This is a genomic window from Streptomyces chumphonensis, from assembly GCF_014779715.1.
Taxonomy (GTDB): domain Bacteria; phylum Actinomycetota; class Actinomycetes; order Streptomycetales; family Streptomycetaceae; genus Streptomyces; species Streptomyces chumphonensis.
Map to the genome: position 1 here is coordinate 225,216 of NZ_JACXYU010000008.1, position 22,660 is coordinate 247,875.

Below are 22,660 nucleotides of genomic sequence, written 5' to 3' on the forward strand. Positions count from 1 at the left end.
TACAAAAGGGGAGCAACCGGAATGGGTTCGGTTCGCGTAGCCATCGTCGGCGTGGGCAACTGCGCCGCCTCGCTGGTCCAGGGCGTCGAGTACTACAAGGACGCCGACCCGGACAGCCGCGTCCCGGGTCTGATGCACGTCCAGTTCGGCGACTACCACGTCCGGGACGTGGAGTTCGTGGCCGCCTTCGACGTCGACGCCAAGAAGGTCGGCCTCGACCTGGCCGACGCCATCGGCGCCAGCGAGAACAACACCATCAAGATCTGTGACGTACCCAACACCGGCGTGACGGTCCAGCGCGGCCACACCCACGACGGTCTCGGCAAGTACTACCGCGAGACCATCGAGGAGTCGGCCGACGAGCCGGTCGACATGGTGAAGGCGCTCAAGGACGCCGAGGTCGACGTCCTCGTCTGCTACCTGCCCGTGGGCTCCCAGACGGCCGTCGAGTTCTACGCGCAGGTGGCCATCGACGCCAAGGTCGCCTTCGTCAACGCCCTCCCGGTGTTCATCGCGGGCACCAAGGAGTGGGCCGACAAGTTCACCGCGGCGGGTGTGCCGATCGTCGGCGACGACATCAAGTCCCAGGTGGGCGCGACCATCACGCACCGTGTGATGGCGAAGCTCTTCGAGGACCGGGGCGTCATCCTGGACCGCACGATGCAGCTCAACGTCGGCGGCAACATGGACTTCAAGAACATGCTCGAGCGCGAGCGCCTGGAGTCCAAGAAGATCTCCAAGACGCAGGCCGTGACCTCGCAGATCCCCGACCGCGACCTCGGTGAGCACAACGTCCACATCGGTCCCTCGGACTACGTGGCGTGGCTCGACGACCGCAAGTGGGCCTACGTCCGGCTCGAAGGCCGTGCCTTCGGCGACGTGCCGCTGAACCTGGAGTACAAGCTGGAGGTCTGGGACTCCCCAAACTCCGCGGGAGTCATCATCGACGCGCTGCGCGCCGCGAAGATCGCCAAGGACCGGGGCATCGGTGGCCCGATCCTGTCGGCCTCCTCCTACTTCATGAAGTCCCCGCCGGTGCAGTACTTCGACGACGTGGCCCGGGAGAACGTCGAGAAGTTCATCAAGGGCGAGGTCGAGCGCTGAGCGCCGGACCGTCGCACTGATCCGACGCGAGTCGGCCGGTCACCGTGAAGGGGGTCGTGTTTCACGTGAAACACGACCCCCTTCACGTGTGCCTCCGGCTCAGCGCTCCACGAGCCGGTCGAACGTCGTCGTCGTGTGCCGCAGATGGGCCTCCAGCTCGTCACCCACGTGCGGTTCGCGCGCCTCCGCCGGCACGAACAGGATCGAGACCTGCATGTGCGGCGGCTCGGCGAACCACCGCTGCTTGCCGTCCCAGACGAAGGGCGACAGGTTGCGGTTCACCGTCGCCAGCCCCGCCCGCGCGACGCCCTTGGCCCGCGAGGTCATGCCCTGCAACGCCTTCGGCGCCTCCAGGCCCACCCCGTGGGAGGTGCCGCCCGCGACGACGACCAGCCAGCCGTCACCCGGGGCCTTCTGCTGCCGGTAGCCGAACCGGTCCCCGCGCGCGACCTGGGTGACGTCCAGGACGGCGCCCTTGTACTGCGTGGTCGCGTGGTCCCCGAGCCACAGGCGCGTACCGATGCGTGCGCGGAAGCGGGTCTGGGGGAACTGCTGCTGGAGCCGCTGGAACTCGTCGGCACGCAGATGGCTGACGAACATGGTGTCCAGCGGGAGCCGCGCGGCCCGCAGCCGGTCCATCCAGCCGATGACCTCCTCCACGGCATCCGAACCGTCGGTGCGGTCCAGGGGCAGGTGGATCGCGAAGCCCTCCAGCCGCACGTCCTCGATCGAGGCCCGGAGCTTGCCGAGGTCCTCCTCCTGGACGCCGTGCCGCTGCATCGAGCTCATCACCTCGATGACGACGCGAGCACCCACGAGTGCGCCCACCCCGTCCACCGAGGAGACGGACCGGATGACCCGGTCGGGCAGCGGCACCGGCTCCTCGCTGCGGCGGAACGGGGTCAGCACCAGCAGGTCCCCGCTGAACCAGTCCTTCATGCGGGCCGCCTCGTAGGTCGTGCCCACGGCCAGGATGTCCGAGCCGAAGCGTGTGACCTCCTCGGCCAGCCGCTGGTGCCCGAAGCCGTAGCCGTTGCCCTTGCAGACGGGGACGATGCCGGGGAACTGCTCCAGCACCGTCTGCTGGTGCGCTCGCCAGCTGGACGTGTTGACGTAAAGGGAGAGCGCCATGCCGGTGGGGGACCTTTCTCGTGTACGCGGGCTTGGTGGACGGAAATGCGGCCCGGCCGGGGTCCGGTGCGACCCGGCGCGGGCGAAGGGGGTCAGCGACGCGACATGTAGATGTCGAGCGCCTTGTGCAACAGCTTGTTGAGCGGGAAGTCCCATTCGCCGAGGTACTCGGCGGCCTCCCCGCCGGTGCCGACCTTGAACTGGATCAGCCCGAAGAGGTGGTCGCTGTCGTCGAGGGAGTCCGAGATGCCCCGCAGGTCGTACACGCTCGCACCGAGCGCGTAGGCGTCCTGCAGCATGCGCCACTGCATGGCGTTGGACGGGCGCACCTCACGCTTGTGGTTGGCGGAGGCTCCGTAGGAGTACCAGACGTGCCCGCCGACGACGAGCATCGTCGCGGCCGCGACCGCCTCGCCCTCGTGCACGGCGAAGTACAGCCTCATCCGGTTGGGGTCCTCGTTGTTGAGCGCCTTCCACATCTGCTGGAAGTAGCTCAAAGGGCGGGGCCGGAAGCGGTCGCGCTCGGCCGTCACCTCGTAGAGCCGCTGCCACTGGGGAAGGTCGTCGAAGCCGCCCTGGACGACCTCGACACCGGCCTTCTCGGCCTTCTTGATGTTGCGCCGCCACAGCTGGTTGAAGCCCTTGTGGACATCCTCCAGGCTCCGCTCCTCCAGCGGGACCTGGAAGACGTAGCGCGGCTGGACGTCGCCGAAGCCGGCGCCGCCGTCCTCGCCCTGCTGCCAGCCCATCCGCCGCAGCTTGTCGGCCACCTCGAAGGCCCGCGGCTCGATGAAGGTCGCCTCGACGTCACGCAGGCGTTTCACCTCGGGGTCCTGGATGCCCTTCTTGATGGCGACCGCGTCCCAGCGGCGGATCACCACCGGCGGGCCCATCTTCACCGAGAACGCCCCCTGGCCCTTGAGGTGGGCCAGCATGGGCTTGAGCCAGTCCTCCAGATGGGGCGAGTACCAGTTGATCACCGGTCCTTCCGGCAGGTACGCGAGATAGCGCTTGACCTTCGGCAACTGCCGGTAGAGCACCAGCCCGGCGCCGACCTGCGCACCCGTGCGCTCGTCGAACCAGCCGAGGTTCTCCGCGCGCCACTCGGTCTTCACGTCCGCCCACGCCGGGACCTGGCAGTGGCTGGCGGACGGCAGGCTCCGGATGTACGCCAGATGCTCTTCGCGGCTGATGGTCCTCAGGGTCAGGCTCATGGGGGGGCGCTCCTCCGGCGTACTTCGCAGGGTCTGGCGCGAAGCCTACTGCTCCGGGGAACGCCCCGTACGGGGCGCGGGCCCGCCCGGAAAGGACGTCACCGCACCGGTCCCGTGCCGCCGTGTCGGTCAGAGGGCGCTGAAGCCGCCGTGCCGGTCGCCGAAGAAGCCGTCGAAGAAGCCGCCGTTCGCCATGCCCAGGTACAGGCCGAAGGCCGCCATGCCGAGTCCGATGATCAGCAGGAAGCGCTCGGCGGTCGTCGCGGAGATCATCTGGCCGCGCAATCCGGTCAGGACCCCCACGAGGCCCACCCAGGACGCCAGGATGTGCAGCCCGGCGAAGAAGGACGTGACGAAGGCGACGAGCCCCAGCACGATCGTCGCCGCGGCGAAGGCGTTCTCCACCGGATGCGCCCGGCCGTCGGTGTTGAGTACGGACAGAGGGCCGTGCCGGTGGTCGTGCTGCCGTGTTGCCTGTGCCATGGGGCACCTCCCAGCGGAAGGCGGCGCGCTGTGGCGCCGCTCACACCCGTTGTGTCCAGATTGCGGGGTGCTCGGGCCGGATTTCAACCGGAAGGCCCATCGCGGGTAGGCTGTGCCGTCTGCACCGGTGTCTGTCCTGTCCGCCCGCGCTGCTCCGGCCGAGTCCGGGGACTGTCAGTGGCGGCGGATATAACGGCAGGGACCGTGGCTACACGCATACACAACCCTCCTGCCACGGAACGACCGTGGCCGCCGAGTCCAGAGGAGGTGGGTTCCACATGCGTCACTACGAGGTGATGGTGATCCTCGACCCCGATCTCGAGGAGCGCTCTGTCGCCCCCCTGATCGAGAACTTCCTTTCCGTTGTCCGTGAGGGCAAGGGGAAGGTCGAGAAGGTCGACACCTGGGGCCGTCGTCGTCTCTCCTACGAGATCAACAAGAAGCCCGAGGGCATCTACTCGGTCATCGACCTGCAGGCCGAGCCTGCGGTCGTCAAGGAGCTCGACCGCCAGATGAACCTGAACGAGTCGGTCCTCCGGACCAAGGTGCTCCGCCCCTCCGTTCGCTGAGCCCCCGGCTCACGGACGAAGGCCCCGAGTAGCAGCGCCACGCAGCCCCAGCAGCCAGCAGCACGCCGAGAGGTACCCCCATGGCAGGCGAGACCGTCATCACGGTCGTCGGCAATCTTGTCGACGACCCCGAGCTGCGCTTCACCCCTTCCGGTGCGGCGGTCGCGAAGTTCCGCGTCGCGTCCACGCCCCGCACCTTCGACCGGCAGACGAACGAGTGGAAGGACGGCGACAGCCTGTTCCTGACCTGCTCGGTCTGGCGGCAGGCGGCGGAGAACGTCGCCGAGTCCCTGACCCGGGGTACCCGGGTCATCGTGCAGGGCCGCCTCAAGCAGCGGTCGTACGAGGACCGTGAAGGGATCAAGCGCACGGTCTACGAGCTGGACGTCGACGAGGTCGGCGCCAGCCTGCGCAACGCGACCGCGAAGGTCACCAAGACCAGCGGGCGCGGCGGCGGCCAGCAGGGCGGCGGCGGAGGCTGGAACAGCGGTCCCGGCGGCCAGCAGGGCGGGGGCGGTGCCCCCGCCGGCGACCCGTGGGCGACCGGTGCTCCGGCCGGCGGCCAGCAGGGCGGCGGTGGCAACAGCGGCTGGGGCGGCGGCTCCGGCGGCGGCTACTCGGACGAGCCCCCGTTCTGACCGGTTCCGACCGGCCGGAAGCGGGCTCACCCGCAACTTCTTGAACTCACTGGAGAGAGACCATGGCGAAGCCGCCTGCTCGCAAGCCGAAGAAGAAGGTTTGCGTTTTCTGCAAGGAGAAGATCTCCTACGTCGACTACAAGGACACGAACCTGCTGCGGAAGTTCATTTCCGACCGTGGCAAGATCCGTGCCCGCCGGGTCACCGGCAACTGCACCCAGCACCAGCGTGACGTCGCCACGGCCGTGAAGAACAGCCGTGAGATGGCGCTGCTGCCCTACACGTCGACCGCTCGATAAGGAAGGGTGACCGCATCATGAAGATCATCCTTACCAACGAGGTCTCCGGCCTCGGCATCGCCGGGGACGTCGTCGACGTCCGTGACGGGTACGCCCGCAACTACCTGCTCCCCCGTGGTTTCGCGATTCGCTGGACCCGCGGTGGCGAGAAGGACGTCGAGCAGATCCGTCGCGCCCGCAAGATCCGCGAGATCGCCACGATCGAGCAGGCCAACGACGTCAAGGCACAGCTCGAAGGCACCCGCGTGCGCCTGAAGGTCCGTGCCGGCGACGGCGGCCGGCTCTTCGGCTCCGTCACCCCCTCCGACATCGCCACCGCGGTGAAGTCGGCCGGCGGTCCGGACGTGGACAAGCGCCGCATCGAGCTGGGCTCCCCGATCAAGACCCTCGGCGCGCACGAGGTCTCGGTCCGGCTGCACACCGACGTCGTCGCCAAGGTCGGCGTCGAGGTCCAGGCCGCGTAACCACTGCGCTGCCGACCGGCTCCACGTAGCGGGCCGCACCCTGACCGGGTGCGGCCCGCTACGCCGTGCGGGGTCGGAACGCCGGGCGCCCCCTCAGACGCGGACGGCCCCGGTGACCACCCACCGGCCGGAGCGGGCCCGCACCCAGAGCGTCACCAGGCGCGTCGTCATCATGAGGCCGGCGATCGTCCACCACAGGGCGGCGAGGCCGCCCCCGAGAGTCGGTACGGCCAGGGCCACCGGCGCGAAGACCACCAGCACGGCCAGCATGGCCCAGGCCAGGTACGGTCCGTCGCCCGCGCCCATCAGCACCCCGTCCAGGACGAACACCACACCGGCCACGGGCTGCGTGAGGGCCACGACGAGCAGCGCCGGCATCAGCACCGCGTGCACGCCCGGATCACTGGTGAACAGGGGCAGGATGAGCGGCCGGGCCAGTAGGACCAGCAGCCCCAGCACGACCCCGGAGGCGATGCCCCACTGCACCATGCGGCGGCAGGCCGCCCGGGCGCCGGCGGCGTCGTCCGCCCCCAGGTACCGGCCGATGATGGCCTGGCCCGCGATGGCGATGGCGTCCAGCGCGAAGGCGAGCAGCGACCAGAGGGTGAGGGTGATCTGGTGTGCCGCGATCGAGGCGTCCCCCAGCCCTGCCGCGACGGCCGTCGCGATGAGCAGCACCGCGCGGAGCGACAGGGTGCGCACGAGCAGGGGAGCACCGGCCCGGGCACAGGCCCGGATGCCCGCCGCGTCGGGGCGCAGGGACGCACCGTGGCGGCGCGCTCCGCGCACGACGACCCCGAGGTAGACGGCGGCCATGCCGCACTGGGCCAGCACGGTTCCCCACGCGGAGCCCGCGATGCCGAGGCCCACGCCGTAGACGAGGACGACGTTGAGTACGGCGTTGGCGGTGAAGCCCGCGATGGCGACGTACAGCGGCGTGCGGGTGTTCTGCAGGCCGCGCAGCACTCCCGTGGCCGCCAGGACGACGAGCATGGCGGGGATGCCGAAGAGGCTGATCCTCAGGTACGTCACCGCGTGCGGGGACGCGGTGGCCGAGGCGCCGAAGGCGTCGACGAGGGTCGGAGCCAGGGGGTACACCACGGCGAGGACCGCCAGGCCGAGGGCGAGCGCGAGCCAGATGCCGTCCATGCCCTGCCGGATCGCGGCGGGCAGGTCCTGCGCGCCGACGCGGCGCGCCACGGCGGCCGTGGTGGCGTAGGCGAGGAAGACGAAGACGTTGACGCCGGTGGTGAGCAGTGCCGCCGCGATCCCGAGACCGGCCAGCTGCGGCGTGCCGAGGTGGCCGACGATGGCGCTGTCGGCCATGAGGAAGAGCGGTTCGGCCACCAGGGCGCCGAAGGCCGGCAGCGCGAGGGCGAGGATCTCGCGGTCGTGGCGGCGCCCGGTCGAGCGTCGGCCGCTGTGGGCGGCGTCCGTCTTCTGCCGGGGACCGGACGTGGGGCGGAGCGGGGGCATGAGGAGATTGAAACATCCACAGGTAATAATCGCAATGCACGAGTGACCCTTACAAAGGTCAACGCCGGGGTGGACTCGACCGCTCTCGGCCCCGGTTGGCGCAGCTCGCCGTCGACTTTTTCCCCTGCACAGGCGGTGGACGGAGAACATGCAGGTCGAGCGGGGTGCCGTGGGTTCCGGGTGAGCTTCTCCACAGGGCTGTCCCCCGGCCCGTGCACAGGTTCACGGCAGTTCTCCACAGGATGGGGCACGTCACCCACAGGGCCCTGTGGATAACCGAATTGGCCCAGCTCCCGCGCGGCCGTACCGTTGTCCGGCGCCCGCCCCGTGTTCCCCTCGTCTTCGCCGCAGGACCCACGCGACGTCACCGGAGTGCGGCGCCTTCAGTTGTCAGAGCGGTGCCGTAGAAAGCAGAGGAACTGCGCGCTGCGGCTCGCACGGGAGGAGGTGGGCAGGGTGACTCAGCCCGAGCATCTGGAGGACCCCTGGGCGGCGACGCCGACCGCCGAGCGGCCCGGCGACCGCCTCCCCGTCTCCCGCCCCCGGCGCGGGGGCGAGCCCGAGGGCGAACAGCACGACCGCAGTCACGACAGCTTCTCCGGCAGCACCTTCGAACGTGTCCCGCCGCAGGACCTCGCCGCCGAGCAGTCGGTCCTGGGCGGCATGCTCCTGTCGAAGGAAGCGATCGCGGACGTCGTGGAGGTCCTACAGGGGCAGGACTTCTACCGTCCGGCGCACGAGACGATCTACCAGGCCGTCCTCGACCTCTACGCCAAGGGAGAGCCGGCCGACCCGATCACCGTCGCGGCCGAGCTGACCCGGCGCGGGGAGCTCACGAAGGTGGGTGGCAACGGCTACCTTCACTCACTGGTCCAAACGGTCCCCACGGCCGCCAACGCCGAGTACTACGCGGAGATCGTCCACGAGCGGGCCGTTCTGCGCCGCCTCGTCGAGGCCGGCACCCGCATCACCCAGATGGGATACGCGGCCGACGGGGATGTCGACGAGATCGTGAACTCCGCGCAGGCCGAGATCTACGCCGTCACCGAGCAGCGTACGTCCGAGGACTACCTGCCGCTCAACGAGATCATGGAAGGCGCCCTCGACGAGATCGAGGCCATCGGCTCCCGCAGCGGCCAGATGACCGGCGTGCCCACCGGCTTCACCGACCTCGACTCACTGACGAACGGCCTTCACCCGGGCCAGATGGTCGTCATCGCCGCACGCCCCGCCATGGGCAAGTCCACGCTCGCCCTCGACTTCGCCCGAGCATGCTCCATCCGCAACAACCTCCCCAGCGTCATCTTCTCGCTCGAAATGGGACGCAACGAGATCGCGATGCGCCTGCTGTCCGCCGAGGCTCGCGTCGCCCTGCACCACATGCGGTCCGGCAGCATGACCGACGACGACTGGAACAAGATCGCCCGGCAGATGCCGCAGGTCACCGACGCCCCCCTCTACATCGACGACTCACCGAACCTGACGATGATGGAGATCCGTGCCAAGTGTCGGCGGCTCAAGCAGCGCAACGACCTCCAGCTGATCGTCATCGACTACCTCCAGCTCATGCAGTCCGGCGGATCCCGGCGTCCCGAGTCCCGTCAGCAGGAGGTCTCCGAGATGTCGCGGAACCTGAAGCTGCTCGCCAAGGAACTCGAAGTACCCGTCATCGCGCTGTCCCAGCTCAACCGTGGCCCGGAGCAGCGCACCGACAAGAAGCCGATGGTCTCGGACCTGCGTGAGTCCGGCTCCATCGAGCAGGACGCCGACATGGTGATCCTCCTCCACCGTGAGGACGCCTACGAGAAGGAGTCCCCCAGAGCCGGCGAGGCCGACCTGATCGTGGCCAAGCACCGCAACGGCCCCACCGCCACCATCACGGTGGCGTTCCAGGGCCACTACTCCCGCTTCGTCGACATGGCCCAGACCTGACCCGCTGACGCGAGGCCGAAAGCCATCGGCGCCTGGGGGGTGGGGCGGAGGCGGTGTGAGGCAGGATGTGGGGCATGACGAGCGTGCGTGACGAGGGGGTCGTGCGGCCCACGGTCGAGGACGAGGTCGCCGCCGCAGGCAGTGAGCTGATCGGCGGCCCCGTGGGTCGGCGTGCGCTGCTCGGCGCGCACTGGTGGACACCCGTACGGGTCGTGGCGCTGTGCGCTCTGGGTGTCTTCGCCCTGGGCATGGTGCAGAAACTGCCCTGCTACGAGGGCGGCTGGTTCTTCGGCCAGGGCGCCCAGTACGTGCACGCCTGCTACTCCGACATTCCGCATCTCTACACCGGCCGGGGATTCGAAGCGGGTCTGACCCCGTACGTCGACCGCATCACGCAGTACTCCGGGGGCATGGAGTTCCTGGAGTACCCCGTGCTGACGGGCCTGTTCATGCAGGTCGCCGCCTGGCTGACGCCCGACTTCGCCGAGACGATGCAGGAGCAGCAGGCGTACTGGCTGGTGAACGCCGGCATGCTGATGGCCTGCACCGCGGTGCTCGTGGTGTGCGTGGCCCGCACCCACCGCAAGCGCCCCTGGGACGGGCTCCTGGTGGCGCTCGCCCCGGCTCTCGCGCTGACGGCCACGATCAACTGGGACCTGCTGGCCGTCGCCCTGACGGCGGCCGCGATGCTGATGTGGTCCCGGAGCCGTCCGCTGGCCTTCGGCCTGCTGCTCGGCCTCGCCACGGCCGCCAAGCTCTACCCCGTGCTCCTGCTGGGTCCACTGCTCGTGTTGTGCTGGCGCGCGGCCCGCTGGCGCGCGTTCGGTTCGGCTCTGGTGGGCACGGCGGTGTCATGGCTCGTGGTCAATCTGCCGGTGATGCTGTTCGCGGCGGAGGGCTGGGCGACGTTCTACTCCTTCTCCCAGGACCGGCCCGTGGACTACGGCTCGATCTGGTTGATCATCTCCCAGCAGACCGGTCAGCCCCTGGAGAAGGCCAACGCCTACGGCATCCTGCTGATGCTGCTGGGCTGTGCGGCCATCGCCCTGCTCGCGCTCTACGCCCCCCGGCGTCCGCGCTTCGCGCAGTTGGCCTTCCTGGTGGTGGCCCTCTTCATCCTCACCAACAAGGTCTACTCGCCGCAGTACGTGCTGTGGCTCATCCCGCTCGCCGCCCTCGCGCGCCCACGCTGGCGCGACGTCCTGATCTGGCAGGCCTGCGAGGTCCTCTACTTCCTCGGCATCTGGATGTACCTCGCCTACACCACGGGCGGGAACAACCAGGGGCTGCCGCAGGACGGATACCACGTCGCGATCGCCGTGCACCTCATCGGCGTGCTCTACCTGTGCGGCATGGTCGTCCGCGATGTGATGCTCCCCGAGCACGACCCGGTGCGCCGGGACGGTTCGGACGATCCGGCCGGCGGAGTGCTCGACGGCGCCCCCGACGCCTTCACGGCGCACGAGACCCTCTCCGGTGACTCCGAGCCGTCGTTGGACGCTGAGGACCGCACCGTACGCTGGGGGAACCCGAGCGGCTGAACGGAGCCCTCAGGCACTGTTTCACGTGAAACATGAGAACGACCGGAAGCCGAGGCGACGTATGCCCGCCGTGCGGGGGAACCTGATCCACGACGCACGGACCCTCGCGCGGTTCCGGAACTTCCGCCGACTCCTCACGGTCCGCCTCCTGTCCCAACTGGCCGACGGTGTCTACCAGGTGGCCCTGGCGGCCTACGTCGTCTTCTCCCCCGAGCGGGAAGCCTCGGCGGGAGCCATCGCGGGAGCCCTCGCCGTGCTCCTGCTCCCCTACTCCCTCCTCGGCCCGTTCGTCGGCGTGCTGCTGGACCGCTGGCGCCGTCGACAGGTGCTGCTGTTCGGCAACCTGCTGCGTTCCGTCCTGGCTCTGGGCACCTGCGCCCTGGTGCTGGCCTCCGTCCCCACATGGTTGTTCTACCTCTCCGCGCTCTCGGTCACCGCCGTCAACCGGTTCATCCTGGCCGGTCTCTCCGCCGCGCTCCCCCGCGTGGTGGACGGCGACCGTCTGGTGATGGCCAACTCGGTCTCGCCCACGGCGGGGACCCTCGCTGCGACCCTGGGCGCCGGGCTGGCCCTCGGCCTTCGGGCCCTCCTCAGCGAGGGTGCCGCCGCGGACGCCTGGGTGGTGCTGGGCGCAGCCGCGATCTACGCGCTGGCCGGACTCTCGGCGCTACGGATGGGGCCCGATCTCCTGGGCCCCGATCCCGCACAGGCACAGCCCCGCGTGCTCGCGGCCGTCGTCAGCACGGCCCGGGGGCTCGTGGACGGAGTTCGTCACCTGGCCCACCGGCGCACCGCCGCTCACACACTGCTCGCCGTCGGTGTCATGCGCTTCTGCTACGGGGGGCTGACCGTCATGGTGCTGATGCTGTGCCGCTACGCCTGGAGTGACAGCGTCTCGGAGGGGATGGCGCTCCTCGGTGTCGCACTCGCCGTGTCCGGCCTCGGCTTCTTCGTCGCCGCCGTCGTCACTCCCTGGGGCGCCCGACGGCTCGGTCGGCTCGGCTGGATGGCGTGGTGCGCCACAGGCGCAGCAGTCCTCCTGCCCGCCCTGGGGCTCCCGTTCCAGCCCGTCCCCATGCTGGCCGCCGCCTTCCTCCTGGGCGCGGCATCCCAGGGAGCGAAGATCATCACGGACACCGTCGTGCAGTCGGCCGTGGACGACGGCTTCCGGGGACGGGTCTTCGCTCTGTACGACATGCAGTACAACGTGGCGTTCGTCGGGGCCGCAGCGGTGGCCGCGCTGATGCTGCCTCCCGATGGCAGGTCGGCCGCTCTCGTCGTCGGCATCGCGGTGCTCTACGGGCTCACGGCCGCCGGAGTCTTCCGGCTCAGGAGGGTCGAGGCGAAGCAGCCCTGACCGTGGACGTGAGGCTCGCTTCGTTGGGGGGTGGGGTGTGTTTCACGTGAAACACACCCCACCCCCCAACGGTGGCCACCCTTTCGCGCGGGTCAGCTCTGCTGCTCCGCCCACCACTGCTTGAGCACGGAGACCGCCGCCTCCCGGCTCATCGGACCGTGCTCCAACCTCTGCTCCAGCAGGAACCGGTAGGCCGCGCCGACCTGAGGGCCCGGCTTCACGTCCAGGGCCGCCATGATCTCGTTGCCGTCGAGGTCCGGGCGGATCGCATCCAGCTCCTCCTGCTCCTGGAGCTGGGCGATGCGCTCCTCCAGACCGTCGTAGGCACGCGAGAGCGCAGCGGCCTTGCGCCGGTTCCGGGTGGTGCAATCAGAGCGGGTGAGCTTGTGCAGCCGGTCCAGGAGCGGGCCCGCGTCGCGCACGTAGCGCCGCACTGCGGAATCCGTCCACTCACCCGAGCCGTAACCGTGAAAGCGCAGGTGGAGTTCGACGAGTCGGGAGACGTCCTTGACGAGCTCACCCGAGTACTTCAGTGCCGTCATCCGCTTCCGCGTCATCTTCGCCCCGACCACCTCGTGGTGGTGGAACGACACCCGGCCGTCCTTCTCGAAGCGTCGCGTCCTCGGCTTCCCGATGTCGTGCAGGAGCGCGGCCAGGCGGAGCGTGAGGTCCGGTCCGCCGTCCTCCAGGTCCATCGCCTGCTCCAGCACGGTCAGCGAGTGCTCGTAGACGTCCTTGTGCCGGTGGTGCTCGTCCCGCTCCAACCGCAGGGCGGGCAGCTCGGGCACCACACGCGCGGCCAGGCCGGTGTCCACCATGATCTCCAGCCCCTTCCGGGGGTGGCCGGAGAGGACCAGCTTGTTCAGCTCGTCCCGGACCCGCTCCGCCGAGACGATGTCGATGCGCTCGGCCATGTCCCGCAGCGCCACCAGCACGGGCTCGTCCACGGTGAAGTCGAGCTGGGCGGCGAACCGGGCAGCCCGCATCATCCGCAGCGGGTCGTCCGAGAAGGAGGCCTCCGGGGTGCCCGGCGTGCGCAGCACCCTGCGTGCCAGGTCCTCCAGGCCCCGGTGCGGATCGATGAACTCCTTCTCCGGTAGCGCCACCGCCATCGCGTTGACCGTGAAGTCACGCCGTACGAGGTCGTCCTCGATGGAGTCGCCGTAGGACACGTCCGGCTTGCGGGAGGACCGGTCGTAGATCTCGGACCGATAGGTCGTGACCTCGATCTGGTACTCCTGGGCGCCTTCGTCCCCCTCGACGGCCTTGATGCAGCCGACCGTGCCGAAGGCGATGCCGACCTCCCACACCGCGTCCGCCCACGGCCGCACGATCTTCAGGACGTCCTGCGGGCGCGCGTCCGTGGTGAAGTCCAGATCGTTGCCGAGCCGCCCCAACAGAGCGTCCCGCACCGATCCGCCGACCAGGGCGAGGGAGAAGCCGGCCTCCTGGAAGCGACGGGCCAGGTCGTCGGCCACGGGGGACACCCTCAGCAACTCGGTCACCGCACGGCGCTGCGCGATACTGAGCTCCTGATTCGGCTGCTGGACGTTGCTGTCAGTCTTGGCGTTCGGCACAACAGCACAGGGTACGTGCCGCCTCCCGACCGCCGCGCACCCATTCCGCTCGGGTGCTCCCGAAGCGCCGGTACCGGTGCGGGGGCGCGGCCGCCGGGGCGTGCCGTGGACCGCGGCACCCCCGGCCCGCGGGGCTCGTTAGCATCGGGAGAGCGGCAGACCACCAGCGGTAGAGCAGAAGACGGGACGGACGATCGCGTGGCCGAAGCGCCGAAGACCCCGGGGAGGCGTTCCGCCCCTGCCCCCAGACGTCGACTGCACCGCATGGCGACGGCCGTCATGCTCTCACCCCTGCTCGCGAGCGCCCTGCACGCGGCACCGGCTTCGGCGGCTCCCGCGCCCTCCGCTCCCGGCGCCGGGAGCACCACGCTGGCCGAGGCGGACACGGGCGCGGAGGCCGCCGAGGTGTCGATCACCAAGGTGGGCCCCGTGATCCCCGACGAGGAGGACACCCTCACCATCAGCGGCAGCGTGACCAACCGGTCACGCGATCCCCTCACCGACCTTGAGGTCAACCTTCGCACCGGCCCGGTCCTCACCACGCGGAGCTCGATCGAACGGGCCGCCGACCGGAAGGGCTTCGCGTACGACCAGGACGGCCGGGAGGTCACGGACGACGCCGCGACGCTGCCGATGGAGGACCTGCCCTCCGGTGGCACGCGGGCCTTCACACTCGACGTGCCCGTCGAGGAGCTCGGGTTCGACGAGAGCGGGACGTACCAGCTCGGTGTGGCGCTGTCCGGTCACACCCGTTCCGTGGGGTACGAGCAGGTGCTCGGCATCGAGCGGACCTTCCTTCCCTGGCAGGCCGACCCGGCCTCCACCCGTACCGACGTCACGTTCCTGTGGCCGCTGGTCTCCACCCCGCATCTCACCGCCCGTACCGCGTCGGACGAACAGCAGACGCCCGTCTTCCGCGATGAGGACCTCCTCGACGAGATCTCCCCGGGCGGGCGCCTCTACGAGCTCGTGCGGCAGGGGGCCGACCTGCCGGTGACGTGGGTCGTCGACCCCGACCTCCTCGCCTCGGTGGACGCGATGCGACAGACCTACCAGGTCGAGACGCCCGACGGGCCGGTCGCGGGACGCGGCCAGGACGCCGCGAACCGGTGGCTGAACGACCTCCAGGAGGCCACCGCGGACCGCGAGGTCGTCGCCCTTCCCTTCGGCGACCCCGACGTGGCCTCCCTGGCCCACCGGGGCCGTGACGTGTCCGGCTCCCTGGGGCATCTGCAGACGGCCACCGAGGCAGCCGAGGTCACGACCGAGACCATTCTCAACACCACGCCCGACACCGACTTCGCCTGGCCGGTGGAGGGCGCCGTCGACGGGTCCGTGGTCGCCGTCGCCACCTCAGCGGGGGCCCGGAACGTCATCACGCGCAGCGACAGCCTGCGGGAGGACCGCAGCCTTCCCTACACGCCGAACGCCGCTCGGCCGATCGGCGGGGGCATCACCGCGGTGTCGGCCGACGCCACGCTGTCCACCGTGTTCCGCGGTGACATGACCCGGGCGGACAACACCACGGACGCCGTCCAGCGGTTCGTCTCCCACACGCTGTCCATCACCGAGGAGAACCCGACGAAGCGCCGCAGCATCCTCGTGGCTCCGGACCGCATGCCCACCGCGAGCCAGGCGGGGGTCATGGCGACGACCGTGGAGGCGCTGGCGGAGCACGGCGGCTGGGCCCGCTTCGTCGACCTCGCCGAGACGGCGAAGGCGGAGCCGGACGCGCGGGCGAACCGGAAGGTGCCGGGGGGCAAGGCCTACCCCGAGCGCCTCCGGAAGGAGGAGCTGCCCACCGAGGCGTTCGAGTCCATGCGGGCGACGCAGACCACCCTCAAGGACTTCGCGGTCATCCTCAGCCAGGAGGACCGCGTGGTGACGCCGTTCGGCGGTGCCATCCGGCGCGAGATGTCCACGGCCTGGCGCGGCCGTGGCGGCGAGGCCCGGGCCTACCGGGAGTCCGTCCACGACTACCTCATGGGCCTCACCGAGCAGGTCCAGCTCGTGCCGAAGTCGCCCATGACGCTGTCCGGCCGGAGCGCCACCATCCCCGTGACCGTGCAGAACAACCTGGTGCAGGAGGTCGACGGCCTGAAGCTGAGGCTCACCTCCGGGCGCCGGATCGGTCTGGAGATCGACGACGAGGTCAAGCCCGTCGTCGTCGAGGGCGGCCACAGCCAGTCCATCACCTTCGACACCTCGGCGAAGGCGAACGGCCGCACCTTCCTGACCGCCCAGCTCTACACCGAGGACGACAAGCCGTACGGCGAGCCGATGACGTTCCAGGTCGACGTCACGGAGATCACCTCCACCGTTCTGCTCGTCATCGCGGGCGGTGTCCTGCTCGTCGTGCTCGCCGGTGTGCGGATGTACACGCAGCGCAAGCGACGCGGCCCCCGACCCGACCCCGACGCCCCGCTGGCCCCCGGCGAGGACGGGGCGGAGGACGACCCCGGCGCGGCCGCAACCGAGGACACCGGGCCGGAAAGCACGGAGTCCCCCGGACCAGGTGAGAAAGTGGAGCGTTGAGCGAGGTACCGGGCCGAACGCCGGCGCGACTGATGAGGTGGGGTACGCAGTGAATGTGCCGTACGACCGCGAGGGCGGCGAGCGGGGACCGGCCGCACCGGGCGAGGAGGGACACGACGCGTACGTGCGGGACGCCTATGCCGCCGACCCCTACCGCAACCGCGACCTCGCCTCGCAGGACCCGGTGGACGAGGCACTGTACGACCGTGCCGAGCACCCCCCGCCGCCCCCGCCGCCCGCGCCGGAGACGCTCTACCAGCCGCCGCAGGCTCCACCTCACGCGCCGGACCCCCGCCGCTGGGCCACACCGCCCGCCCCCGAGCCCGACGGGCCCTCCCGGCACCTGCCCTACGGTGACGAAGCGGCGCGCGTCCAGTTCACCGGGGTGGACGAACTGATCACCCGCGCGCCCGACCACGACGACCGCCACGGCGCCGTCCCCCGCGAGCCCGCCGAGGACGCCTTCGCGCACCTCTTCCGCGACCAGCAGCAGATTCCCCAGCAGCCGCCGCAGCACGCGCCGCAGCACCCGTACGGCCACCCAGGGCCCTCCCCCGACGCCTCCGCGCAACCCGGACCGACCTACGGAGTGCCGTACGGGGACCCGGCCCGGCAGCAGCCGGCCTCGGAGCACGGACCGCAGCAGCCCGGTGGCCCGTACGCCCACCAGGGGCCCTACGGGAGCGCGCGGACACCGCAGCCGTCCGGGTACGCGCAGAACCCCGAGTACGCGCGGTACGCCGAGTACGGAGAGCCGCCACGGAGCCCGCACCACGGGGCGCCGGCGGGAGCCGTCCCGCAGCCCGAGGCACCGCCTGCCCCGCCCACGCCGGGTGTCCCGCCCACCGCGGCCCCGACGCCCCCGCCAGGCGCGCCGGCCGGTGACGCGGCAGGTGCTGCGACGCCCTCCGCTCCCGCCAAGTCCGGCGGCCGTGGCGGCGGGCTGCTGAAGTCCAGTGCGGTGATGGCCGCGGGCACCCTCGTGTCCCGCGTCACCGGCTTCGTCCGCACCCTCGTGATCACCGCCGCCCTCGGCGCAGCCACTCTCGGTGACGCCTACACCGTCGCTTACACGCTGCCCACCATGGTCTACATGCTGTCCATCGGCGGCGGCCTCAACTCCGTCTTCGTGCCGCAGCTCGTCCGGGCCATGAAGAACGACGAGGACGGCGGGGAGGCGTATGCCAGTCGGCTGCTCACGCTGGTGATGGTGATCCTCGCCGGTCTGACGCTGCTCACCTTCGTGGGCGCACCGCTCCTGGTGCGCATGCTCTCGGTGTCCATCGCAGATCAACCCGATGCGAACAACGTCGCCGTGACCTTCGCACGCTACTGCCTGCCGACGATCTTCTTCATGGGCGTGCACGTCGTCATGGGGCAGATCCTCAACGCCCGCGGCCGGTTCGGCGCGATGATGTGGACGCCGGTCCTCAACAACCTCGTCATCATCTTCACGTTCGGCTCGTTCATCTGGGTCTACGGCAGTGCGGAGAGCTCGGGCCTCGGTGTCGGCAGCATCCCGCCCGAGGGCGTCCGGCTCCTCGGCGCCGGCACCCTGCTCGGGCTGGTGGTCCAGGCCCTGGCGATGCTGCCCTACCTCCGGGCCGCCGGATTCCACTTCCGGCCCCGCTTCGACTGGAAGGGCCAGGGTCTCGGCAAGGCCGCCAAGCTGGCCAAGTGGACGTTCTTCTTCGTGCTCGCCAACCAGGCCGGCCTCTTGGTCGTCACGCAGCTCGCCACGGCGGCGGGGGCCGAGGCCGCGGCCGGGGGCAACGACGGAGCCGGCATCCTCGGCTACCAGAACGCCCTGCTCATCTGGCAGATGCCGCAGGCCATCATCACCGTCTCCGTCATGGCCGCGCTGCTGCCCAGACTCTCCCGCTCGGCCCACGACGAGGACCGCGACGCCGTACGCGACGACCTCTCGCACGGCCTGCGCACCTCGGCGGTCGCCATCGTGCCGATCGCCTTCGCGTTCCTGGCCCTGGGCGTCCCGATGTGCCTCGTGCTCTACGCGTCGGTGGGTTCCGATCCCGCGACGTCGATGGGCCTGATCCTCATGGCGTTCGGCCTCGGGCTCATTCCCTACTCCGTGCAGTACATCGTGCTGCGGGCGTTCTACGCCTACGAGGACACGCGCACGCCGTTCTACAACACCGTCATCGTCGCCATCGGCAACGCGGCGGGCGCCGGACTCTGCTACCTGCTGCTGCCCGGCCGGTACGCGGTCGCGGGCATGGCCGCCACCTACGGTCTGGCCTACGTCGTCGGCGTCGCCGTGGCCTGGCGCCGCCTGCGCGGCAAGCTCGACGGCGACCTCGACGGCTCCCGCATCGTCCGCACCTACGCGCGGCTCGGGCTCGCGAGCATCCCGGGCACCCTGGCGGGTGGCGCGGCCGCGTACGGCATCGTGCGCACGCTCGGCGACGGCTTCGTGGGCGGGCTGACCGCGCTCGTGGCGGGATCACTCCTCATGGCCGTGCTCTTCGTCCTCATGGCGAAGCGACTCCGGATCCAGGAGATGACCGCGATGATCGGCATGGTCCGCGCCAAACTCGGTCGCTGATACCACCCCAACCGCCCTCCCGTGTCGTGCGCCACGGGGGAGGGCGGGCACAATTGGCTGTGGCCGGTCCCGGCCCGCCCGATGTGCCGGGCTCATCGGGCCGGTTCACGGGACGGAACGGACGGGGAGGCAGGAGCGACGGTGGCGGAACGGAGCACAGCTGCCGTCGACGTGGCGCACTCGGGCGGTCAGGGCGGTGGCGAGGAGTCGCCCCGCACCGACACCACCGAGGACACCGCGGCCGACGGTGCCACGCCCCAGCAGGAAGACCGGGAGGCCGACGCCGCGGCCGGAGCCGACGACAGCGCCGAGGACACGGAGCCCCGCGAAGACACCGCTTCGCCCCCCGCTCCCGCCTCCCGGGAGGACGGCACCGTCTCCTCGGAGGAGGCTGCGCGGACGCCTGCGGTCGACGCCCGAGCCCCCCGGCCGAGCCCTCCCCCTCCCGAGCTGCACAGCGGCCACAAGCTCGCCAAGCGCTACCGCCTGGAGGAGTGCGTCACCCGGCTCGACGGCTTCAGCAGCTGGCGTGCCGTGGACGAGAAGCTGCGACGGGCCGTGGGCGTCCACGTGCTGCCGGCGGACCACCGGCGCGTCCGTCCGGTGCTGGCCGCGGCCCGCTCGGCCGCGCTCCTGGGCGACCCCCGCTTCGTCCAGGTCCTGGACGCGGTCGAGGACGGTGAGCTGGTCTACGTCGTCCACGAGTGGCTGCCGGACGCGACGCCGCTGACGGCTCTTCTGGCCGCCGGTCCGCTGCCCGCCCACGAGGCCTACGAGCTGGTGCGGCACCTCGCCGGGGCGTTGGCGGCGGCCCACCGCGAGGGGCTCGCACACCTCCGCCTGACCCCGGGCGCCGTGCTGCGCACCGTGACCGGCCAGTACCGCATCCGCGGCCTCGCGGTGAACGCGGCGTTGCGCGGCATCTCCTCGGACACCCCGCAGCGCTCCGACACGGAGGCCGTCGGCGCGCTGCTCTACGCCGCCCTCACCCGGCTCTGGCCGTACGAGGAGGACGCCTACGGGCTGAGCGCCGCCACCCAGCTCGCCGGCGGCACTCTGATGCCCCCCGACCAGGTCCGCGCGGGCGTTCACCGTGGGCTGTCGGAGCTGGCCATGCGCGCCCTGGTCAACGACGGTGCGACGGCCGCCAGCGAGAACCCCCCGTGCACGACGCCCGAGGAGTTGGTGGCGGCCGTCGCCGAGCTGCCACGCATCCGTCCGCCGGAGCCCGAGTTCGTGCACCCGGCCCCGTACGAGCGGACCACCTACCAGCAGGGCGTTCTGGCGGCGGACCGTGGCCCGGTCGGGCCCGGGAACCGCCCCGGCCTGGTCGCCGACGCACCGCCCGCACTGCCCGGCCGGACCGGCAAGGCCCTCAAGTGGGGGGTGGCGGCTCTCCTGGTCGCCGCCCTGAGCCTGGGCAGCTGGCAGGTCGCCGACACGTTGCTGCGCGGCGACCGCGGGACGGACACGACGCAGCAGAACGAGGACGACGCTCAGGAGCAGAGCAAGGACTCCCCGGCGAAGAAGCCGGAGACCGGGAAGCCGGTCTCCATCGAGTCGGCCCGCATCCTCGATCCCGGCGGTGTGGGGCGGGAGAGCGCCAAGGACGCGGGCCTGGCCTTCGACGGCGACGAGGGCAGCCACTGGCAGACGCTGTACTACGCCAGTGCGCGGTTCGGAAACCTCAAGCAGGGAGTGGGGCTCATCCTGGACCTCGGGTCCGTGCAGCAGGTGAGCACACTCGACGTCCGGTTCCGGGGGGAGACGGCCGTCGACTTCCTCGCCGCACCGTCCTCCGCGGGCGGTGAGCCGGACTCGCTGCACGATTTCAGCATGGTCAGCAGCGGTCGTGGGTCCGAGGTCGCCCTGGAGGCGAAGAAGCCGATCAAGACGCGTTACGTGCTGGTCTGGCTCACGGAGCTACCACTCACCGAGGACGGCGAATACCGTGGCCGGATCACGGAGATCGGCATACGGAGCTGATCCGTACCCAGGCTGAGGGAGGGCCTTGCGGTGGGCGAGAACGCCATGGGGCGCACCCGGCACGGTGACGCCCCCGAGCCGCCCGACGACCACGAGCTGCTGGCCCGCCACGTGGCCGGCGATCCGGAGGCCTTCGGGGAGCTCGTGCGCCGCCACCGTGACCGGCTGTGGGCCGTGGCGCTGCGCACGCTCGGAGACCGCGAGGAGGCGGCCGACGCCGTTCAGGACGCTCTGGTCTCGGCATACCGCCGGGCTGAGACGTTCCGGGGCCGCTCCGCAGTGACGACCTGGCTGCATCGGATCACCGTCAACGCCTGCCTCGACCGCGCGCGGAAGGCCGCTTCGCGGCGGACCTCCCTGACCGACGACACCGAACATCTGGACCGGCTGATGGAGCCGGAGGAATCCGCCGAGGCACCTGCGGAGCGTTCGGACGTACACCGCCAGCTGATCGCCGCGCTGAACCGGCTCCCGGCCGATCAGCGGGCCGCTCTGGTGCTCGTGGACATGCAGGGCTATCCGGTGGCGGAAGCGGCCCGGATCCTCGATGTGGCCGTCGGTACCGTCAAGAGCCGCTGCGCCCGTGGCCGGGCCCGGCTCGTCCCCCTCGTCGGGCACCTGCGGCCGGACGGCGACCCCCCGGGGGGCGGCACCGCCCTGGCACCAGGACGGAACCGGACGGGCGGGGCATCCGTCCCACCGCCGCAAGGGGTCAGAGGAAACGGAGCCGTGAAGGGCGGAGGTGGAACAGCATGACCGCGTCTTTCTCGACACCCGACCGGAACGACCATCCCGAGGTCGAGGACATCGCTGACCTGGCCGAGGGACTGCTGGCCCCCGAACATGCCGTTCAGGTGCGGGCGCACCTCCAGCAGTGCCGACCCTGCGCCGAGGTGCGCGACACCCTGGCCGCGGTCCAGGGCGGGCTCCGTGAGCTGAACGTCCCGGAGCCGATGCCGGAGGATGTCATCGCCCGGATCGAGGCCGCCCTGTCCTCCGAGGCCGCACAGCCACCCCGCCCCCCCGTCCGTTCCCCGAAGCCCTCCGCAGATCCGGGGGCGCATGTTTCACGTGAAACACGACGTCCCTCCGGTACCTCCGGGGCTGCCACCGGGCCCGGCCGCCCCCGGACCCGGCGTCGCGCCTGGGCCGACCGCCGCACCGCGCTGCTCAGCACGGCCGGAGCGCTCGCTGTCGCCGCCCTGGGTGGGGTGCTCGTGTCCGGCGTGCTGACGAGTGACAGCACGAACGACCCGCCGAGCGTGGCACAGCCCCAGGAGGAGGCCGCGGGAGACGAACGGTTGGAAGACCAGGTCCGTGCCCTTCTCACGGCGCCGACCACGTCTCCGGGCACGCGCCCCGAACAGGACCCGAAGACGCCCGAGGGGCCGAGCGCCCAGGGCGACCCCAACCTGCCCTTCACCACGGAGACCGCCCCTGCCGTGCCTCCCTGCGTCGAGCGCGCCGTGGGCCGGGTCGAGCAGCCGCTCGCCCTGGGTGAGGAGAGCTACCAGGGCACTGCGGCCTACCTGGTCGTGCTTCCCCACCCCGGTGACGCGGGCCGTGTCGACGCCTACGTCGTCGATGCGAGTTGCGTCACCCAGGCCCCCCAGGGGGAGGGCCGACAGCTGGCCTTCCGCACCGTCGAGCGTTCCTGACCCCGGCACGGCAGCGTGCTCGCCCGCCCGGTGAGGACCGCCGGGAATGTGCGGCCCGTAGTATCCGTTGGGCGGGGTGAGACCCCCACTCGGAACCGGAAGCCGTCGGCAGACAGAAGGAAGACACCCG

18 protein-coding genes are annotated in these 22,660 nt (G+C 70.9%); 13 read left to right on the forward strand and 5 right to left on the reverse strand.

The window, feature by feature from the left end; genetic code table 11:
- Positions 1-21 precede the first annotated feature (21 nt).
- Positions 22-1,104, forward strand: a complete 1,083-nt coding sequence (locus tag IF129_RS16935; RefSeq protein ID WP_191210513.1) for an inositol-3-phosphate synthase — start codon at positions 22-24, stop codon at positions 1,102-1,104.
- Between the two features lie 99 nt (positions 1,105-1,203).
- Here IF129_RS16935 and IF129_RS16940 read toward each other — a convergent pair whose 3' ends face one another.
- The 3 genes from IF129_RS16940 to IF129_RS16950 all read right to left on the reverse strand — a co-directional run bounded on the left by IF129_RS16940 (position 1,204) and on the right by IF129_RS16950 (position 3,932).
- Complete coding sequence (locus IF129_RS16940) at positions 1,204-2,235, reverse strand: alanine racemase (RefSeq protein WP_191210514.1); 1,032 nt, start codon at positions 2,233-2,235, stop codon at positions 1,204-1,206.
- 92 nt (positions 2,236-2,327) lie between these two features.
- Entirely contained in the window at positions 2,328-3,449 is a 1,122-nt protein-coding gene (locus IF129_RS16945; RefSeq protein ID WP_191210515.1) for a lipid II:glycine glycyltransferase FemX, read from the reverse strand.
- A gap of 129 nt (positions 3,450-3,578) precedes the next feature.
- Positions 3,579-3,932: a hypothetical protein gene (locus IF129_RS16950; protein ID WP_191210516.1), complete on the reverse strand. Its 354-nt coding sequence runs from the start codon at positions 3,930-3,932 to the stop codon at positions 3,579-3,581.
- Positions 3,933-4,210: 278 nt separating this feature from the next.
- Here IF129_RS16950 and rpsF point away from each other — a divergent pair, with 278 nt between their 5' ends.
- The 4 genes from rpsF (at position 4,211) to rplI (ending at position 5,902) form a co-directional block, all read left to right on the forward strand.
- Positions 4,211-4,501: a 30S ribosomal protein S6 gene (gene rpsF / locus IF129_RS16955; RefSeq protein WP_191210517.1), complete on the forward strand. Its 291-nt coding sequence runs from the start codon at positions 4,211-4,213 to the stop codon at positions 4,499-4,501.
- Between the two features lie 80 nt (positions 4,502-4,581).
- Complete coding sequence (locus IF129_RS16960; protein ID WP_191210518.1) at positions 4,582-5,139, forward strand: single-stranded DNA-binding protein; 558 nt, start codon at positions 4,582-4,584, stop codon at positions 5,137-5,139.
- Between the two features lie 62 nt (positions 5,140-5,201).
- On the forward strand, positions 5,202-5,438 hold the full coding sequence (gene rpsR / locus IF129_RS16965; RefSeq protein WP_003978893.1) for a 30S ribosomal protein S18: 237 nt from the start codon (positions 5,202-5,204) through the stop codon (positions 5,436-5,438).
- Between the two features lie 17 nt (positions 5,439-5,455).
- Entirely contained in the window at positions 5,456-5,902 is a 447-nt protein-coding gene (gene rplI / locus IF129_RS16970; protein ID WP_191210519.1) for a 50S ribosomal protein L9, read from the forward strand.
- Between the two features lie 93 nt (positions 5,903-5,995).
- On the opposite strand, the gene IF129_RS16975 is transcribed toward rplI, so the two are convergent.
- Complete coding sequence (locus IF129_RS16975) at positions 5,996-7,378, reverse strand: MATE family efflux transporter (protein WP_191210520.1); 1,383 nt, start codon at positions 7,376-7,378, stop codon at positions 5,996-5,998.
- Between the two features lie 456 nt (positions 7,379-7,834).
- Here IF129_RS16975 and dnaB point away from each other — a divergent pair, with 456 nt between their 5' ends.
- The 3 genes from dnaB to IF129_RS16990 all read left to right on the forward strand — a co-directional run bounded on the left by dnaB (position 7,835) and on the right by IF129_RS16990 (position 12,208).
- Positions 7,835-9,310, forward strand: a complete 1,476-nt coding sequence (gene dnaB / locus IF129_RS16980; RefSeq protein ID WP_191210521.1) for a replicative DNA helicase — start codon at positions 7,835-7,837, stop codon at positions 9,308-9,310.
- Between the two features lie 74 nt (positions 9,311-9,384).
- Positions 9,385-10,851 carry a glycosyltransferase family 87 protein gene (locus tag IF129_RS16985; protein ID WP_191210522.1) on the forward strand — a complete coding sequence of 489 codons (1,467 nt, stop codon included), beginning with the start codon at positions 9,385-9,387 and terminating at the stop codon, positions 10,849-10,851.
- 61 nt (positions 10,852-10,912) lie between these two features.
- Positions 10,913-12,208 (forward strand): MFS transporter, encoded by a 1,296-nt coding sequence (locus tag IF129_RS16990; protein WP_191210523.1) that lies wholly within the window; start codon positions 10,913-10,915, stop codon positions 12,206-12,208.
- Between the two features lie 92 nt (positions 12,209-12,300).
- Here IF129_RS16990 and IF129_RS16995 read toward each other — a convergent pair whose 3' ends face one another.
- Positions 12,301-13,785, reverse strand: a complete 1,485-nt coding sequence (locus tag IF129_RS16995) for a CCA tRNA nucleotidyltransferase (RefSeq protein ID WP_191210524.1) — start codon at positions 13,783-13,785, stop codon at positions 12,301-12,303.
- 264 nt (positions 13,786-14,049) lie between these two features.
- Here IF129_RS16995 and IF129_RS17000 point away from each other — a divergent pair, with 264 nt between their 5' ends.
- The 5 genes from IF129_RS17000 (at position 14,050) to IF129_RS17020 (ending at position 22,530) form a co-directional block, all read left to right on the forward strand.
- On the forward strand, positions 14,050-16,320 hold the full coding sequence (locus IF129_RS17000; protein WP_191210525.1) for a DUF6049 family protein: 2,271 nt from the start codon (positions 14,050-14,052) through the stop codon (positions 16,318-16,320).
- Between the two features lie 397 nt (positions 16,321-16,717).
- Positions 16,718-18,886, forward strand: a complete 2,169-nt coding sequence (murJ, locus tag IF129_RS17005) for a murein biosynthesis integral membrane protein MurJ (protein ID WP_425579782.1) — start codon at positions 16,718-16,720, stop codon at positions 18,884-18,886.
- Positions 18,887-19,027: 141 nt separating this feature from the next.
- Positions 19,028-20,872, forward strand: coding sequence for a protein kinase family protein (locus IF129_RS17010; RefSeq protein ID WP_191210527.1), 1,845 nt, complete (start codon positions 19,028-19,030; stop codon positions 20,870-20,872).
- 45 nt (positions 20,873-20,917) lie between these two features.
- A complete protein-coding gene (sigM, locus tag IF129_RS17015) occupies positions 20,918-21,628 on the forward strand; it encodes an RNA polymerase sigma factor SigM (RefSeq protein ID WP_191210550.1) in 711 nt (236 codons plus the stop codon).
- Positions 21,625-22,530: an anti-sigma factor family protein gene (locus IF129_RS17020; protein WP_191210528.1), complete on the forward strand. Its 906-nt coding sequence runs from the start codon at positions 21,625-21,627 to the stop codon at positions 22,528-22,530. The genes sigM and IF129_RS17020 overlap by 4 nt, the downstream gene beginning before the upstream one ends.
- The last annotated feature ends 130 nt before the right edge of the window (positions 22,531-22,660 follow it).

Excerpts from the sequence above, each read along its gene's own strand:
- rpsF (WP_191210517.1), top strand. The coding sequence starts at position 4,211 with ATGCGTCACTACGAGGTGATGGTGATCCTCGACCCCGATCTCGAGGAG.
- IF129_RS16935 (WP_191210513.1), top strand. The coding sequence starts at position 22 with ATGGGTTCGGTTCGCGTAGCCATCGTCGGCGTGGGCAACTGCGCCGCC.
- sigM (WP_191210550.1), top strand. The coding sequence starts at position 20,918 with ATGGGGCGCACCCGGCACGGTGACGCCCCCGAGCCGCCCGACGACCAC.
- IF129_RS16960 (WP_191210518.1), top strand. The coding sequence starts at position 4,582 with ATGGCAGGCGAGACCGTCATCACGGTCGTCGGCAATCTTGTCGACGAC.
- IF129_RS16945 (WP_191210515.1), bottom strand. The coding sequence starts at position 3,449 with ATGAGCCTGACCCTGAGGACCATCAGCCGCGAAGAGCATCTGGCGTAC.
- IF129_RS16990 (WP_191210523.1), top strand. The coding sequence starts at position 10,913 with ATGCCCGCCGTGCGGGGGAACCTGATCCACGACGCACGGACCCTCGCG.
- IF129_RS17020 (WP_191210528.1), top strand. The coding sequence starts at position 21,625 with ATGACCGCGTCTTTCTCGACACCCGACCGGAACGACCATCCCGAGGTC.
- IF129_RS17000 (WP_191210525.1), top strand. The coding sequence starts at position 14,050 with ATGGCGACGGCCGTCATGCTCTCACCCCTGCTCGCGAGCGCCCTGCAC.
- rplI (WP_191210519.1), top strand. The coding sequence starts at position 5,456 with ATGAAGATCATCCTTACCAACGAGGTCTCCGGCCTCGGCATCGCCGGG.
- IF129_RS16975 (WP_191210520.1), bottom strand. The coding sequence starts at position 7,378 with ATGCCCCCGCTCCGCCCCACGTCCGGTCCCCGGCAGAAGACGGACGCC.
- IF129_RS16950 (WP_191210516.1), bottom strand. The coding sequence starts at position 3,932 with ATGGCACAGGCAACACGGCAGCACGACCACCGGCACGGCCCTCTGTCC.
- rpsR (WP_003978893.1), top strand. The coding sequence starts at position 5,202 with ATGGCGAAGCCGCCTGCTCGCAAGCCGAAGAAGAAGGTTTGCGTTTTC.
- IF129_RS16985 (WP_191210522.1), top strand. The coding sequence starts at position 9,385 with ATGACGAGCGTGCGTGACGAGGGGGTCGTGCGGCCCACGGTCGAGGAC.
- IF129_RS16940 (WP_191210514.1), bottom strand. The coding sequence starts at position 2,235 with ATGGCGCTCTCCCTTTACGTCAACACGTCCAGCTGGCGAGCGCACCAG.